Genomic DNA, 15,639 nt, shown 5'->3' with positions numbered 1-15,639 from the left:
CGAACAACTACCTGGCTATAGCAAAGAGCCCCGCTCAGGCGGGGCTCATATTATTTAGTAATAACTTTTTGTATTTATTCTTAGCTGGTTAGCAACCTTTGTAACTTGTCGCGCTGAGCTTCAATATAAGCGCGTTCCGGGCTTTGCTCTTTGCAATGTTCGAGAATGTATTCGATTGAACTCAGAACCGTTCTCCAGCGCGGTGTTTTAGGCAATGTCTCGATTCTCATGTACTTATCTAAAGTACGTGTTTGTAGGGTGCTCCGGTCAAGGTACACCCGCCACAGGCCACTTTGTTCAGCAAAGGCAAACTTACTTTCTCCGGTTGCGGACTCCCAGTATTCAAGAGCGTGCGTCATTACATCTACCAACACCTCGCGCATCAGATCCTGCTTGTCTTTTTTGTTGCCTAGTGCTTTGTCTGCTAAACGAGTGAACTCGCCCCCCAGTTCTTTCAGTTTCTGCAGCTGATCTCGGTCACCGTCGAATGCGTAACTTGAAAGAACTTCTACCGCAGTTTCCAGGTTATGTATACGAGCGGTGTTCGCGCCACCGCCGACATTAAAGATGTACATAACGTCCAGACCGGATCCTTCAGGTAACTTAAGAATATCCGCTTCAATATTCTGACGAATATCCTCAATGTAAATATCAATTTTTCCGCAGTAATGTGGCTGCTTGACAGTCAGATATTTAGGCGCAATCAGTTCATCGGCAGAAGAGCGTTTTATTTGCTCTAAACTGCGCTTGAATAGCTTGCATGCGGCTTCGTTGGCAAATCGGATTCGCTGGTCTTCGCGTAAGCAGATTATGGCTTCAGGTGCTGACTCCAGTTGTTCGAGCAGGCGGCCCTGAGTTTCGAGCAGGCTTGCTTCTACTTGTGCTCGTTGACGAAGTTCAGATTCGAGTAACTTGTTTTCGATATGGCGCATTTCCGCTTTGCTTGCGGTTAAATGTGCCTGAATTCGCGCCGCGAGTTCTTGTTTGTTAAACGGCTTGGATAGGTAATCATTTGCTCCGGCTTCGAACCCTCTGACGCGATCTTCGGTCTGGCTCAGCGCGGTCAGCATGATGATTGGCAGTTCAGCATGGTCATAGGTCTGGCGCAATTCGCTACACACCTGATAGCCACTCATCCCCGGCATCATAATATCAAGTAGCAGAAGCTCTGGTTTCTCCTGTTCAATGAGTTCCAGTGTTTCAGGCCCGTCTGAAGCCGTGCGGACCCGGTAGCCTTCCAGGCGTAAAAAGCTTTCAAGTACGCGAAGGTTTACCGGCTCATCGTCGGCTACATACAGAAGCGGGCCGTCCGGGTTTTCAGGCAAAGACAGATCATCTGTATTGTTTATGTTGATTTCAGGTATCTGGAAATGGCCACGGGCAGCTAGAGTCTTCGAGGCCACGACCTCTTCTTCACTGGCCAGCGGAAGCGTGAAACTAAAGGTGGTACCTACCATTGGTTGACTGCTGACATACAGTGAACCACCCATCAGCTCAATTAACTGGCGGCTGATAGACAGGCCTAATCCAGCACCCTGGCGGTAGCGAGTCTCATCTTGTCCGGCCTGAATTAAGGGCTCGAAGATGTGTTCAAGGTGTTCTGCGGGGATACCCTGACCGGTATCGACGACCTGAACCCGGACATATTCGTCAACCACACTGGCAGAAATGACAATTTTTCCCTCTGAAGTGTATTTGATTGCGTTACCGATCAGGTTGTAAAGAACCTGCTCAAGCCGTTGTGGATCTGCGGATACCGCTTTTAGATCATTAGGCACCTGGTTAATTATGCGGATGGTTTTATTGCCGAGCAGATGGCTCGATAGCTCAAGCACCAGTTGCGTAGAGCTTGCCAGACTGACAGCGGATTTTTGTATGTCCATGCTGCCATAGCGCATTTTGTGGTAATCCAGCAAGTCATCAACAAGATTGGCCAAGCGCTGACCACTTTTAATAATGATATCAAGCTGGTACTTTTGGCTCGCAGGAACGGCACCATTCGCACCGGAGATTAAAGTCTCTGCAATACCGACCATGCCATGTAAAGGTGTTCTTAGCTCATGGGAGGTCGTTGCCAGAAACTCATCTTTGAGTTTATCGGCAAGTTGCAGCTCCTCATTCTGTTTCTGAATCAGGCGGATATTACTTTCCAGCTCTTCGTTTTGCTTCTTGATGGTCTGGATTTTTTCACGAATTGATCGTTGCATACGCTCAAAGCTAATAGCTAATCGTCCAATTTCGTCTTTACGTTCGGTATTGAATCTTGTTTCGTCAAGATCACCGGCAGATACCCGCTCTGCAGCCCAGGTTAATTTCAGTAACGGAGAAGTGATGAAGTTAGATAAGTAATGAGAGGCAATGACCACCAGAATAAATGCCGTCAACATCGCAATGACGAACAGTTTTTCTAACTGATGAATACGAGAAAAGGCTTCTTTTTCTGGTAGCTGAACCACCAGAGCCCAGTTCATTCCACGAGCTTTAATTGGCGAGTAGGCGGCAATGATCTTTTCACCTAATCCATTTGAATATGTCCCTACGCTCTTGTTTCCTGAAAGTGCCTGCTCAATAACCTCCAGGCTGTTTTGGATATTATCTTGTTTGGTGTTAATCGTTCTGGGCTTATGATCGCTTCCGACGAGCAAAGTTTCGATGGAGGATTCCCGGTTCTGATCGGCAATCAGTTTAGTGATGCCATTACTCGGCAAGCTGAACATGGCATAGCTATGCAGGTAGCCTTGCTGAACGATCGGCGCTCCTAACCAAGCGACTTGTTTACCATTTTCCAGCTCAAAATCTGAGACAATTACAGGCGTGTAGTCCTCATTCACTTTACGGCGTTCAGTTACATCTTCAGACAAACGCTGAAACGCTTTGCCCAGCGCTGAATCTTTATATCGGCCAGATAGGAGGTTAGTACCGTAATTGTCGTCTTTCTTGATCGAATAGGTCACATTGCCGTTGATATCGACCAGCAAAATATCTCTGAAGTCCGAGCGTTTGAGCAGTTCTGTATAAGACCAGTGATAGCGTTTGTGTAATAGCCGGTAACGTTCACTACCGACAAAGTTGGAAGACTCCGGCAAAATTGATGTTTTTATTTGGTCGCCGCTGCCTTCAATATAGCGTTGCTGTGCATTTTCACGAGACTCCTCAATATCGTTGCCTAAGCGGTTAAATGCATTGACCAGACCGTAAAAACGTCCGCCACTGGCGTAGGCTAATTCAGAGCGTACAAAGCCCATTACTTCAGTTTCCCGAGCTTCGAAGTAATCAGCAATTTGTTGTTGTTTAGTCTCTCGCACAGAAAGCAGGTGTGATGTGCTCTGTTCTTGCAGATCCTGGCTGTGAGCGTGCAGGAAGAAAATTGCGGTAATGGTTAAAGGCGTGAGACTGACGACAAGAAACGCAGTCATCAGCGTACTTTGAAGGCGCTTAAACTTCTGTTTTTTGTAGAATTTGAACATGAATAAGATAGCAACTCGTCAAGGGCAGCAGAATGCGGCTGCCAGGGTTCTCGTTAAAAACGGATAAGAAGGAAAACTCGGTAAAATGACAAATTTAACGAGTTTTTTTTCATTGACAAGAAAGTTCATTGCAAAGCGTGCAGAGTCACGCAGTTTTCTTACATTTTGTGCGGTTTTAGTTGAAAAGTGCGCAGACAATGATCTGCGCGGGGAAGGTATTAAGGCTTTTTCGCGTAGTAAATTGAAAACTTATTGTTCTTATTTAGCGTCGCGCAATTATTGAAACCGCTTTCAATAATTGGCGGGTATTTTAAGAAGCTATTGGCAACAATGAGCATTTCTCCGTTGTTCTGAAGGTACTGCGGCGCATTGCCAAGTAGGGTTTCTGCTGCGTTGTAATTAGTATCCAGGCCGCTATGGAATGGCGGATTACTGACAATGAACCGATAGTCGTTTGCCGTATCAGAATAAATGTCAGAAGCAAATACTTTGCCTTTTAACCCATTGGCCTCCAGTGTTGCTTGGCTGGAAGTGATAGCGTAAGCGTTAATATCGCACATTTCGATCTCTATGCCAGGGTTGCTTTTTGCCATAAACGCGCCCAGTACTCCGGCACCACAGCCAAAATCAAGCACTTTTCCTGATAATGGCGGTAACGTTTCCAGTAACAGTTGGCTACCCAAATCGAATTCGCCATGGCTGAACACGCCGGGTAAGCTTTTTACCACCAGTGATTCATTACCTAGGTTTATAGTGTACGACTTAAACCAGTCACTCTGATGGAACGGTGCTGGTTCATTTATACACTGACCCCAGTAAAATGAGCATCGACGTGCCGAGTCATATTTGTTCACCGGACCGTAGGCTCTGAACATTTTTTCTATGCTCTTTATACCCGAACGGTTTTCTCCCACCACCACTATTTCGGTGTTAAGGCCAAGTTTAGCCATCAGCATCGCCAGCAGATACTCAGCCTCAGCCTTGGCTTTAGGCCAGTAAAGCAGCAACATGTCGGCCTGAGTATCGATATCAAATTCAGAACCAAAGTGGCTTTTTACTTTGTCAGAGTTACGGATCTGGCGGTAGTAGCTGTAATTGGACGTGAAAACTTCGACAGACTCACAGTGTGCAGCCAGCTCTAACGGGAAAAGATCTTCGACTTCACCCGCGACTAATACATGTTTGCCATGGAAGTATTCCAGTTGGCGCTGAGCTATTTGGCTAGGAGCGATATAAGCAGACATAAATTTGTTCATCAGAAATAATTTGGGCCAGATTTTCGCATAATCTGGCCCAAGCTTGAAGCAGTTGAGTCGAACGCAGTTTGATTAACTGTTGTCTTGAACATTGAGGAAGTCTTTAAACTCTTCCTCATAAATATTAAACAACACGATAGTGACTGCGAAGATCAGTGGACCATAAATCAACCCGATGAGTCCGAACAGGTGCAGGCCACCTAATAATGAGAAGAAAATCATCAACGTATTCATTCCTGCGCTGCCTTGCATTAAAAGTGGGCGTAGTAAATTATCTATTGAACCGACAACGACCACACTCCAGACCGCAAGGAAGATGGCCCAGGTTGTGTCACCGGTTAGGAACAGGTAGGCCGCCGCCGGAATCCAGATCAAGGCAGTACCAACAACAGGAATGAACGAAGCAAAACCCATCATCGTCCCCCAGAACAAGCCAGGGAAACCAGCCAGCCACATACCAATACCACCAGCAAAGCCCTGGGCAATTGCAGTAAGAAATGACCCCATTACTGCTGACTTTGAAACCTGTTCAATTTCAGTCAGTATTTTGTCTTCCTGACTACGAGAAAGTGGCAGGATATGACGAATAGCTGAAATGATTTTTTCATGATCACGCAGTAAGAAGAAAAGAACAAACAACGTCAGGAAGAAGTTCATCAGAAAGTTCGTTGCATCACCCAATATTTTCGCGCTGATTGAGACAAGGTTGGTGCCAAAAGAGGTAGCAAACTGGGCAATTTTCTCAGCGATGGCATTAGGCTCAATTTTATCAAATGGTAAGTAATTGTTTAGTAAAGATAAACCTTTAACAACTAAGGGGTGCTGGAAAAGATCTTGAATGCCCCCGGTCGTTACCCATTTATAGGTATTCTGTGAAAATACTGAGCCTTGTTGGACAATGGCAGCAAAAACAAACAACAGCGGGATAACTATAATAAAGGTGAGTACAACACAGGAAAGCAGAGAAGCCATGTTCCTGTGTTTCGGCATTTTTTTCTCGAACCATTCATGAATTGGAAACATAAGTAACGAGATGATAAAAGCCATGACGATCGAATTGATGTATGGCTCGACCAGCAAATAGCAAGCAAAAGCAGCGGCGAGCAGAGCGACCATTAGAACACGATGGCTCGACGTGATTTTTACATTGTTTGACATAAGATAAGTCCAACTAACTGATGACGTTTACGGTTTTTAATCTTTAACCGTAGCTATATCGCGTTGTGCCCTGTATTCCTTATAACATCGTCGAATTAGGGCTTAATAGTTTACCTTGTTATAATGACTACAAATCAGCTGGTTATCAATCAAGAGATGAGTATGGGTTGTTGCAACGGTGATAAAAACTGCCAAAGTAAGAACAAAACCAAACGTATTCCGTGGTTTGGTATTGTGATCGGAGTGCTTACTCTGTTAGTGATTTTTAACTGGCAATAAAAAAGGACCGCTCTGGTCCTTTTTGTGTTTGTAGCTTTGGGCTACATGATTACTTGGCTTCAGCAGCCAGGGTAGCAAAACAGCGATCTGCTGCTTCTAGCGTTGCCTCAATCTCTTTTGAGCCGTGAGCCAGAGATGTGAAGCTTGCTTCAAATGCTGATGGTGCAAGGTATACACCATGATCTAGCATTAGGTGGAAGAATCGTTTAAAGCGCTCAACGTCGCACTTAGTTACGTCTTCGTAGCAAGTGACGGATTCCTGGTCTGTAAAGAAGAAACCAAACATGCCACCGACCTGATTTACTACTAATGGAATACCATGTTTGTCCGCCAGTGATTTAAAACCATCGGCCAGCTGCTTAGTTTTTGAAGCCAGACGCTTTTCATTGCCTTCTTCTTTTAGCAAGTTCAGACATGCGAAACCCGCAGCCATTGCTACCGGATTACCAGAAAGCGTACCAGCCTGGTATACAGGACCAGTTGGAGCAACGTATTGCATTACTTCTTTACGGCCACCAAAAGCACCAACTGGCATACCGCCACCGATCACTTTACCTAACGTAGTTAAGTCTGGCTTGATGTTGTAGTATGCCTGAGCGCCGCCCAGTGCAACGCGGAAACCTGTCATCACCTCGTCAAAGATCAGTAGTGCACCTTCCTGGTCACATATTTCACGCAGACCTTCGTGGAAGCCCTCTACAGGAGGGATACAGTTCATGTTGCCAGCTACTGGCTCAACAATAATACAAGCGATCTCTCCCTTATTTGCCGCAAAAAGTTCACGTACTGAATCCAGATCGTTAAATGTTGCTGTCAGGGTGTGTTTGGCAAAGTCTGCCGGTACACCCGGAGAGCTTGGTTGACCAAGTGTCAGTGCACCAGATCCAGCTTTAACCAGTAAGCTGTCTGCGTGGCCGTGGTAACAGCCTTCAAATTTCATGATCTTGTCGCGGCCGGTAAATCCGCGAGCAAGGCGAATTGCACTCATAGTCGCTTCAGTACCAGAGCTTACCATGCGGATTTGCTCCATTGATGGCACAAGTTCAGAAACCAATTCTGCCATTGAGATTTCCAGTTCAGTTGGCGCGCCGAAGCTCAGACCACGTTGTGCTGCATCAATAACGGCTTGGCGAATTACAGAATGGTTGTGACCAAGAATCATTGGCCCCCAAGAACCTACGTAATCAATATACGCTTTACCATCGGCATCAAAAATCAGTGCACCGTCTGCTCGTTCGATAAATAGTGGAGAACCACCAACGCCGTTGAATGCACGAACTGGTGAATTTACACCGCCAGGAATGGTTTTCTGAGCTTTTTGATACAGCTCTGATGATTTGGTCATGGGGTTATCCTCTTATGATTGCTCGGACCAAGTGGAACGCATTGTACCTAGCTATAATCAAGTTATAAACTTTTTGCTAAATTTATGTGTTGTTTAGCCGTGTATTTGCATGAACTGATGGCTTTTCTACTGCGTTATCGGCTTATCAAGTAGAGCAACTACATTTCAAAGCCTCCACCTTGTATAAAAAAAAAACATAAAGTGCTACAAACATCATATATAAAGGTCAACAGACCCTAGATATCCGCACTAATATAAAGAATCGGCGGCGAATACTTGAACGAGTTTGTCAGGTATTGGATAATCGTGTCCAATTAGTACAAATTTGACGTCTCGCTTAAGGCTTGACGCATTACACGAGTGAGAGAGGTCTTCGTGAGCGAAGTAAACGTACCATTATCTTTTTCTGATGCAGCAGCAACACGTGTTAAGGCATTGATTGAAGAAGAAGAAAATCCAGCATTGAAATTACGTGTATACATTACTGGTGGCGGCTGTAGCGGTTTCCAATATGGCTTCACTTTTGATGAAAATGTGAATGACGGCGACACAACCATTGAAAACAGCGGCGTAACACTGGTTGTAGACCCAATGAGTTTGCAATATCTTGTCGGCGGTATCGTAGATTACACTGAGGGTCTGGAAGGAGCTCGCTTCTTCGTTAACAACCCAAATGCAACGACCACATGTGGTTGTGGTGCATCATTTAGCGTGTAATGAACACGATAACGGGCAGCCATCGGCTGCCTGCTCTTTATATAGTTAAAACTGCATAAAGAGGCTCGTTTGCAAGACGTTGCAAGAAAGAAAAAATAATAAGGACTTTTTATGTCTGCTATTTCTTTCAGGCGACAGCTCGCAGAGCGTCCATGGCTAATATCTTTGATTCTTATCGTAGTTCTTGTCGCATGGTTGGCCATTGGCCAGCTCAGCGCTCAAGATGATCTTTCCTCTCCCGAGTCTAAGCAATCCAACCAGCCTCCTGTTGCAAAGGTTATGTTTGACACCTTTGTTGCCCAGCCCACCCATAAAACACTTGAATTGTATGGTCGTACAGCCCCCAATCGTCAGGCGCGTTTAGGTGCAGAAGTTGCCGGAAAGATCGTCAGCCTCAATATAGAGCAAGGGCAAAGTGTTCAGCGCGGACAAGTTATCGCTAATATTGATAAGCGCGATCTCGACATTCAAGTTCAGCGTGCCCAAGCGATGCTGACGGTTAAACAAAAAGAGTTTAATGCAGCAAAATCATTAAAGAACAAAGGCCTGCAGGGTGAAGTTGCGTTTGCGACCGCACAAGCGGCTTTGGTCGATGCCAGGGCCAGCTTAAGTAATGTTCAAACCGCACTTAAAAATACTGAAGTGAAAGCTCCATTTGATGGCATTGTCGACCGACACTTTGTTGAGCTGGGGGATTTTGTTGGTATCGGAGATCCGATAGCCACCGTTATTGACCTTGATACTTTAGTGATAGAGGCTGATGTAAGTGAACGGCATATTCAGCATATAAAAGAAGGGCTTAAGACTGACGTCAGAACTGTTAACGGTCAGGATTATCAGGGTACATTGCGTTATATCGGGCGCGTATCATCTGCTTCAACAAACACCTTTCCTATTGAAATCGAAATAGATAACCGAGACTCGCAGACACCAGCGGGGATTAGTGCTGAAGTGATTCTGCCACTGACTGAAGAGCTGGCAATAAAGATCACCGCTGCCATGCTAGCGTTAGATGAAGAGGGAAATCTAGGGGTGAAAACCCTAGAGGATGATCACGTTAAGTTTGTACCTATTCAATTAGTTAAAGCAGAAGAAGACGGTGTGTGGCTGTCTGGATTAGGCAAGAAGAGTGACATTATCGTTTTGGGGCAGGGGTTTGTCCGGGATGGCGACCCGGTTATCGCGACAAGTGTCGATGATGCGGTTAATGACTCGAGCTCGGAACAATAAGGAGGCGGTATGTATTCGTTGATTGATGCTGCCTTATCCCGCTCACGTACTATGATGACGTTGTTGGTAATGATCCTGATTGCCGGAGTCATTACTTACGTTACGATCCCGAAAGAATCCAGCCCGGATATTACTATTCCAATCATTTATGTCTCTGTTACTCATCAGGGCATTTCTCCCACTGATGCAGAACGTTTACTGGTTCGTCCGATTGAACAAGAGCTGCGTTCAATAGAAGGGGTGAAAGAGATGACGTCCGTAGCCTCGGAAGGTCACGCCTCAGTTACTTTAGAATTCAGTGTGGGCGTTGATCTTGATAAGGCGATGGCAGATGTGCGTGATGCGGTGGACTTAGCGAAGCCTAAGTTGCCCGCTGACAGTGATGAACCAACGGTTAATGAAGTTACGTTTGCGTCCGAAGAGCCCGTTTTAACCGTGGTTCTGTATGGCTCGTTACCCGAGAGAACCATCGTTCAAGTTGCCCGTACGTTACGCGACAGGTTAGAAAGCTTTCGCCAGATTCTTGAAGTTGATATCGCCGGAGATCGGGAAGACATTGTAGAGATTGTTGTTGATCCGCTTTTGATGGAAAGCTACGGGTTAGATCAGGCCGATATTTATAATTTAATTGCGTTGAATAACCGGGTGGTTGCAGCAGGCTTTGTCGATACGGGGTATGGCCGATTTTCTGTGAAAGTCCCGTCGGTGTTTGATTCCTTAAAAGACGTACTAGAGCTGCCAATTAAAGTCGATGGTAAAGAAGTCATTACTTTTGGCGATGTGGCGGCCGTGCGCCGTGCCTTTCGCGATCCTGAAAGCTTTGCCCGTTTAGATGGTGAACCTGCCATCGTGCTTGATGTAAAGAAACGTGCAGGAGAAAACATCATTGAGACCGTGGCGTTAGTCAAAGAAGTGATTGCGCAAGGACAATTGCGCTCGGAGTGGCCAGGTAATTTGCAGGTGAAATACACTTGGGATCAATCTGACGACGTCAAACTAATGCTCAGTGATCTGCAAAACAATATCTTGTCAGCGATTATTCTGGTTGTGATCGTCATTATTGCTATTTTAGGGGTAAGAACCGCTTTATTAGTCGGGATTTCCATTCCTGGTTCATTTTTAACCGGATTGCTGGTGCTTTCCGTGTTTGGCCTCACGGTAAATATTGTTGTGCTGTTTGCGCTTATCATGGCGGTTGGCATGCTGGTGGACGGCGCGATCGTTGTTACAGAGTTTGCAGACCGGAGAATGCAAGAAGGCACACCACGTAAAGCGGCGTACCGGGATGCGGCGAAACGAATGGCCTGGCCTATCACGGCATCGACTGCGACAACTTTAGCGGCATTCGCCCCTTTACTGTTCTGGCCAGATATCACTGGTGAGTTTATGAAGTACTTACCACTCACACTGATAGCTACGCTGGCTGCATCTCTCATGATGGCCTTGCTGTTTGTTCCTGTTATTGGTGGGATTATTGGCAAGCCACAAATCGCCAGTCAAAAAGCCCAGCAAGAAATGGTTGAACTCCATAATGGCAATTTTGAGAAAGCAACGGGGATTACTAAGCTCTACTACAAAACCCTTTTTATCGCTATTCAACATCCCTGGAAAGTGTTGCTAAGTGCGATTTTACTTGCCGTTGGTGTTGGTTTTACCTATAGCAAGGCAGGGCTGGGGGCTGAGTTTTTTCCCGAGGTTGACCCGCCGTTTTTTACCGTAAAAGTACGCTCTTATGGTGATCTCTCGATTAACGAAAAAGATTTGGTGATGCGAGAGATTGAGCTGGTGATGTTAGGGCACGATGAGTTTGAGAGTGTCTACACTCGTACTGGCGCAAGCAACAATGGTGATGAAATCGGACAGATACAGATCACGCCAGTTGACTGGCAATATCGCCGTAGTGTTAAAGCGATTATTGAAGAGTTAAAACAGAAGACAGATCATTTTTATGGAGTTGAGCTGGAATACAAGTTTCCCGATGCCGGGCCTCCGGTAGAAAACGACTTGGTGATAGAAGTTTCCTCGAAAAGCCTGAGCATTAGTGATCTTGACGAGGCGGCCAATCGTGTCAGGATTTGGGCTGATGGTAATCCAGCATTAACGAATCTTAGTGATACTACCAACAAAGATGGGATTGATTGGCAAATTGATATTCGCCGCGACGATGCATCTCGATTTGCTGCCGATGCAACTTTGGTCGGCAATACGGTTCAGTTTGTCACCAATGGTTTGAAAATAGGCGATTACTTACCAGACGATGCGGATGAGGAAGTCGATATTCTGGTGCGCTATCCGCAAGACAAACGAGACATCGGACGCTTTGACCAACTTAGAGTGAAAACGGCGGCTGGTCTTGTTCCAATTACTAACTTCGCGCAAATAAAACCTGATCATAAACAAGATACTATTCGCCGGGTGGATGGTCACAGAGTGATTAACATTAAAGCGGATATGGCAGAAGGTTATAACTTAGCGCTGGAGTTACCTAAGATTGCGCAAGAAATTGATAAGCTGGGGCTGCCAGAAGGGATTGAGTATAAAATTCGCGGGCAGAACGAAGAGCAGGAGCACTCTTCAGACTTCTTAAAAAGCGCATTTATCGTCGCTTTAGGAGTGATGGCGCTTATTTTGATTACCCAGTTCAACAGTTTTTATCAGGCATTTTTGATTTTGAGTGCAGTATTGTTCTCCACTATTGGGGTCTTTGCGGGGTTGCTTATTTTCCAAAAGCCATTCGGTATCATTATGTCTGGTATAGGTGTTATTGCTTTGGCTGGTATAGTGGTGAACAACAATATCGTGCTGATTGATACTTATAACCAAATGCGGAAAAGAGGCCTGGAAAAGAGTGAGGCTATTTTACGTACGGGCGTACAGCGCCTGAGACCCGTTTTATTAACAACAGTGACCACGATTCTGGGTTTATTGCCGATGGTGTTAGAAATGAATATCGACCTGGTGAATCAGAAAGTTGAATTTGGCGCACCTAGCACCCAATGGTGGTCTCAGTTAGCAACTGCAGTTGCAGGCGGGTTAGCTTTTGCAACGTTACTGACATTGGTACTGACACCTTGCTTACTTATGCTCGGGAAAGAGCACTTAGCTGATGAAGAGGCGGATGTGTCTGAAAGGTCAGAAGTGTAATAAATAGAGGCCACATAAGTGGCCTCGTGTTTTCTTTCAGTTGAGCTCAAGTACTTATTTGCTTATTTCATTCATGGTGAGTAGCTCACTGTAGCGGTCGAGTTTAGCCATATTGATTTTTGCGTTAGCCATAAAGGTTTCTCGCGCTTTTCCTGTCAATGATTGCGATTTAGGCAGGTTCACGGTACGCGGGTTTTTATGTACGCCATTGACTAGGAATTCATAATGTAGGTGTGGACCGGTTACTCGGCCTGTACCACCCAGAGTACCAATTGTTTGTCCTTGTTTAACGCGTTGCCCGGTTTTTACGGTGCGCTTAGTTAAGTGTAAGTATTTGGTAATGTAGGTATTACTGTGTTTGATGAACACATAGTTACCATTGAACTTGTTATAGGAAGATTTTTGTACCACCCCATCACCGGCAGCCCAGATTGGCGTACCAACAGGTGCCGCATAATCCGTCCCTCGGTGAGGTCGCACTTTACCTGTCACAGGATGCAGGCGACGAGGGTTAAAGTTTGAGCTAACCCGGCGAAAATCCAGAGGTGCACGCAAAAAGGCCTTCTTCATTGCCCGGCCATTTTCATCGTAATACTTATCGGTTTTTTCATCCAAAATTGCCGTGAAAGTATCACCCTGGTTCTTAAATACGGCTGCGATGATTTTACCGCGGCCAATCACTTCACCTTCTACAACTTCTTCCTGATACAGCACGCGGAAGGTGTCGTTCTTGCGAATATCTAAGGCAAAGTCGATATCCCAACCGAAGATTCCGGCTAATTCCATAATCTGATTGGCGTTTAATCCGGAAGAAATACCAGCGTTCCAGAAGTTGGATTTTATTGTCGCTTCAGCGAAGTTGTACTGGTAATCAACCTCTTTTTTATCAACTTCGGATACGTATTTACCATCCACAAGCTTGATACGGAAGGTTTCGAAAGCACTTAATGTCCGTCTTAACTGAACTAAGTTGCTGGTCTCATCAAAACCGAATTGCAACTTGTCACCGGGACGAAGACGAGTAAGTTGTCGTTCTACTTCCTTATCGGACGAAATCAGTTCATGGAGGAGACGCGCAGAGAGCCCGACTCGACTGAAAAGAATGGCAGCACTTTCCCCGTTTTTAATTTTATGAGTCTCCCAGCGCAAAACTGGAGGGGCAGAAGAAGCGCTATTTAACGTAGCCAGCTCCATAGAAATCGGAACAGGATAATATTGCCCAACTTTTAAACGGCTGTGTTGTGGGTCAAGTTCTTGCGGATCGGGTAAAAAGAACAGTGCAAAGATGATTAGCGCACTAAACAAACCGATCAGTACTTTGTGCAAGAGTGGGAGTCGGACAAAAATTGAATGCATGAGGTACTTGATTGATAAATTAAACGGAAAAAATGACAACTACTTAGTCTAACGTGTTTCAAAATGCATCGCTATTCAAGTAATATGTTCAGCTATTATATTTTGCCAAATCTGTGGGAGTGAACAAGAATGGCGAGCATTGAAGCTGCACTAGCCGAGATTAAGCGCGGTGTTGAAGAGCTGATTCCAGAAGAAGAGCTAATCGCAAAACTAAAAGAAGACCGTCCTCTACGAATTAAATTGGGTGCGGATCCTACGGCACCAGATATTCATCTGGGTCATACGGTCATTTTCAATAAGCTTCGCTTGTTCCAAGAGTTAGGCCATGAAGTTACTTTCCTTATAGGTGACTTTACTGCAATGGTAGGTGACCCAACTGGTAAAAACACCACGCGTCCGCCGCTTAGCCGTGAAGATGTATTGCGTAATGCAGAAACTTACAAAGAGCAGGTGTTTAAAATTCTAGACCCTGCGAAAACTAAGATTCAGTTTAACTCTGAGTGGTTATCTGAACTTGGTGCAGAAGGTATGATTCGTCTTGCTGCTAACCAAACTGTTGCTCGTATGTTAGAGCGTGACGATTTTAAAAAGCGTTATACTGGTGGTCAGCCGATTGCTATTCATGAGTTCATGTACCCACTTCTACAAGGTTGGGACTCTGTTGAAATGAAAACGGATGTCGAGCTTGGCGGTACAGACCAAAAGTTCAACCTATTAATGGGTCGTGAACTGCAGAAATCTCACGGTCAGAAGCCACAAACAGTACTAATGATGCCTCTTCTTGTCGGTCTGGACGGTGAGAAGAAAATGTCTAAGTCTGCAAACAACTACATTGGTATCAGTGAAGCTCCAGGCGAAATGTTTGGTAAGATCATGTCGATCTCTGATGATCTGATGTGGAGCTACTACGAGCTGCTTTCTTTCCGTCCTCTTGAAGAAATTGCGCAGTTTAAAGCTGACGTTGCTGCGGGTAAAAATCCTCGTGATGTTAAAGTACTGCTTGCGAAAGAGATCATCGCTCGTTTCCATAGCGAAGCAGATGCCGATGCGGCAGAGCAAGAGTTCGTTAACCGTTTTGCTAAGAACCAAATCCCTGATGAGATGCCAGAGTTTGACTTTGATGCTGGTACACCAGTAGCAAACCTTCTGAAAGAAGCCGGTCTGTGTGCTTCAACTTCTGAAGCTATGCGCATGGTTAAGCAAGGTGCGGCAAAGATTGAAGGCGAGAAGGTTGCAGATGCGAAATTTGCTCCTGAAGCAGGTACTTACGTATTCCAGGTAGGTAAGCGTAAGTTCGCTCGTATTACGATCAAGTAATTCATGATTTTTAGGTACAAAAAAAGCGCCCAATGGCATTTTTTGTACCTAAAAATGGCAAAAAAGAACAAAGGCCACCTGTAAATATCGATTAACTTTGCTACTATATTTGCGCTGCTAATCAGGGCAGTTATATCGGAGATTTACATGAACAATACCGACCATCCTCCCAGTCGTTGGGTGAGTAAGATTAAGGGAGCGAAATAACCCGCTTCGGTATTGGCGATCTCCGTCTTGCCTGAGTGGTGAGGCATCTTTTCAAACTTTTCTTCTCGTTATTTCCTTCATACATTCTGAATAGACAGTGCCTTTGCATTGGCGAATTTACGTGTTTTTGTCATATATTGGCGTAAAGACGTGATGAGCTTGT

At 45.3% G+C, this 15,639-nt stretch carries 9 protein-coding genes; 4 read left to right on the top strand and 5 right to left on the bottom strand.

Annotated features, from left to right (window positions below; translation table 11 throughout):
• Positions 1-80: 80 nt before the first annotated feature.
• From KHN79_RS10840 to hemL, 4 genes are all read right to left on the bottom strand, one after another.
• On the bottom strand, positions 81-3,467 hold the full coding sequence (locus KHN79_RS10840; RefSeq protein ID WP_182008807.1) for a response regulator: 3,387 nt from the start codon (positions 3,465-3,467) through the stop codon (positions 81-83).
• A 218-nt stretch (positions 3,468-3,685) separates the two neighbouring features.
• Complete coding sequence (gene rsmC, locus KHN79_RS10835; RefSeq protein WP_182008806.1) at positions 3,686-4,711, bottom strand: 16S rRNA (guanine(1207)-N(2))-methyltransferase RsmC; 1,026 nt, start codon at positions 4,709-4,711, stop codon at positions 3,686-3,688.
• A gap of 84 nt (positions 4,712-4,795) precedes the next feature.
• Positions 4,796-5,881 (bottom strand): AI-2E family transporter, encoded by a 1,086-nt coding sequence (locus tag KHN79_RS10830; protein WP_182008805.1) that lies wholly within the window; start codon positions 5,879-5,881, stop codon positions 4,796-4,798.
• Positions 5,882-6,209: 328 nt separating this feature from the next.
• On the bottom strand, positions 6,210-7,505 hold the full coding sequence (hemL, locus tag KHN79_RS10825; protein ID WP_182008804.1) for a glutamate-1-semialdehyde 2,1-aminomutase: 1,296 nt from the start codon (positions 7,503-7,505) through the stop codon (positions 6,210-6,212).
• A 375-nt stretch (positions 7,506-7,880) separates the two neighbouring features.
• On the opposite strand from hemL, the gene erpA reads away from it, so the two are divergent.
• The 3 genes from erpA to KHN79_RS10810 all read left to right on the top strand — a co-directional run bounded on the left by erpA (position 7,881) and on the right by KHN79_RS10810 (position 12,596).
• A complete protein-coding gene (gene erpA / locus KHN79_RS10820) occupies positions 7,881-8,222 on the top strand; it encodes an iron-sulfur cluster insertion protein ErpA (protein WP_182008803.1) in 342 nt (113 codons plus the stop codon).
• Positions 8,223-8,333: 111 nt separating this feature from the next.
• A complete protein-coding gene (locus tag KHN79_RS10815; RefSeq protein WP_182008802.1) occupies positions 8,334-9,452 on the top strand; it encodes an efflux RND transporter periplasmic adaptor subunit in 1,119 nt (372 codons plus the stop codon).
• Positions 9,453-9,461: 9 nt separating this feature from the next.
• Positions 9,462-12,596, top strand: a complete 3,135-nt coding sequence (locus KHN79_RS10810; RefSeq protein WP_182008801.1) for an efflux RND transporter permease subunit — start codon at positions 9,462-9,464, stop codon at positions 12,594-12,596.
• A gap of 54 nt (positions 12,597-12,650) precedes the next feature.
• Here the strand turns inward: KHN79_RS10810 and KHN79_RS10805 are convergent, their stop codons facing one another.
• Positions 12,651-13,952, bottom strand: coding sequence for a peptidoglycan DD-metalloendopeptidase family protein (locus KHN79_RS10805; protein WP_182008800.1), 1,302 nt, complete (start codon positions 13,950-13,952; stop codon positions 12,651-12,653).
• Between the two features lie 129 nt (positions 13,953-14,081).
• Between KHN79_RS10805 and tyrS the strand changes: the two genes are divergently transcribed.
• Complete coding sequence (gene tyrS / locus KHN79_RS10800) at positions 14,082-15,269, top strand: tyrosine--tRNA ligase (protein WP_182008799.1); 1,188 nt, start codon at positions 14,082-14,084, stop codon at positions 15,267-15,269.
• The last annotated feature ends 370 nt before the right edge of the window (positions 15,270-15,639 follow it).

The organism is Vibrio sp. B1FLJ16 (assembly GCF_905175385.1).
GTDB lineage: Bacteria > Pseudomonadota > Gammaproteobacteria > Enterobacterales > Vibrionaceae > Vibrio.
The sequence above is the reverse complement of the archived record's forward strand: the minus strand, read 5'-3'. Positions and strand labels throughout refer to the sequence as shown.

Bases quoted from the DNA above. Each gene is read 5' to 3' on its own strand.
- KHN79_RS10815 (WP_182008802.1), top strand. From the start codon at position 8,334: ATGTCTGCTATTTCTTTCAGGCGACAGCTCGCAGAGCGTCCATGGCTA.
- KHN79_RS10810 (WP_182008801.1), top strand. From the start codon at position 9,462: ATGTATTCGTTGATTGATGCTGCCTTATCCCGCTCACGTACTATGATG.
- KHN79_RS10840 (WP_182008807.1), bottom strand. From the start codon at position 3,467: ATGTTCAAATTCTACAAAAAACAGAAGTTTAAGCGCCTTCAAAGTACG.
- KHN79_RS10805 (WP_182008800.1), bottom strand. From the start codon at position 13,952: ATGCATTCAATTTTTGTCCGACTCCCACTCTTGCACAAAGTACTGATC.
- tyrS (WP_182008799.1), top strand. From the start codon at position 14,082: ATGGCGAGCATTGAAGCTGCACTAGCCGAGATTAAGCGCGGTGTTGAA.
- hemL (WP_182008804.1), bottom strand. From the start codon at position 7,505: ATGACCAAATCATCAGAGCTGTATCAAAAAGCTCAGAAAACCATTCCT.
- KHN79_RS10830 (WP_182008805.1), bottom strand. From the start codon at position 5,881: ATGTCAAACAATGTAAAAATCACGTCGAGCCATCGTGTTCTAATGGTC.
- rsmC (WP_182008806.1), bottom strand. From the start codon at position 4,711: ATGTCTGCTTATATCGCTCCTAGCCAAATAGCTCAGCGCCAACTGGAA.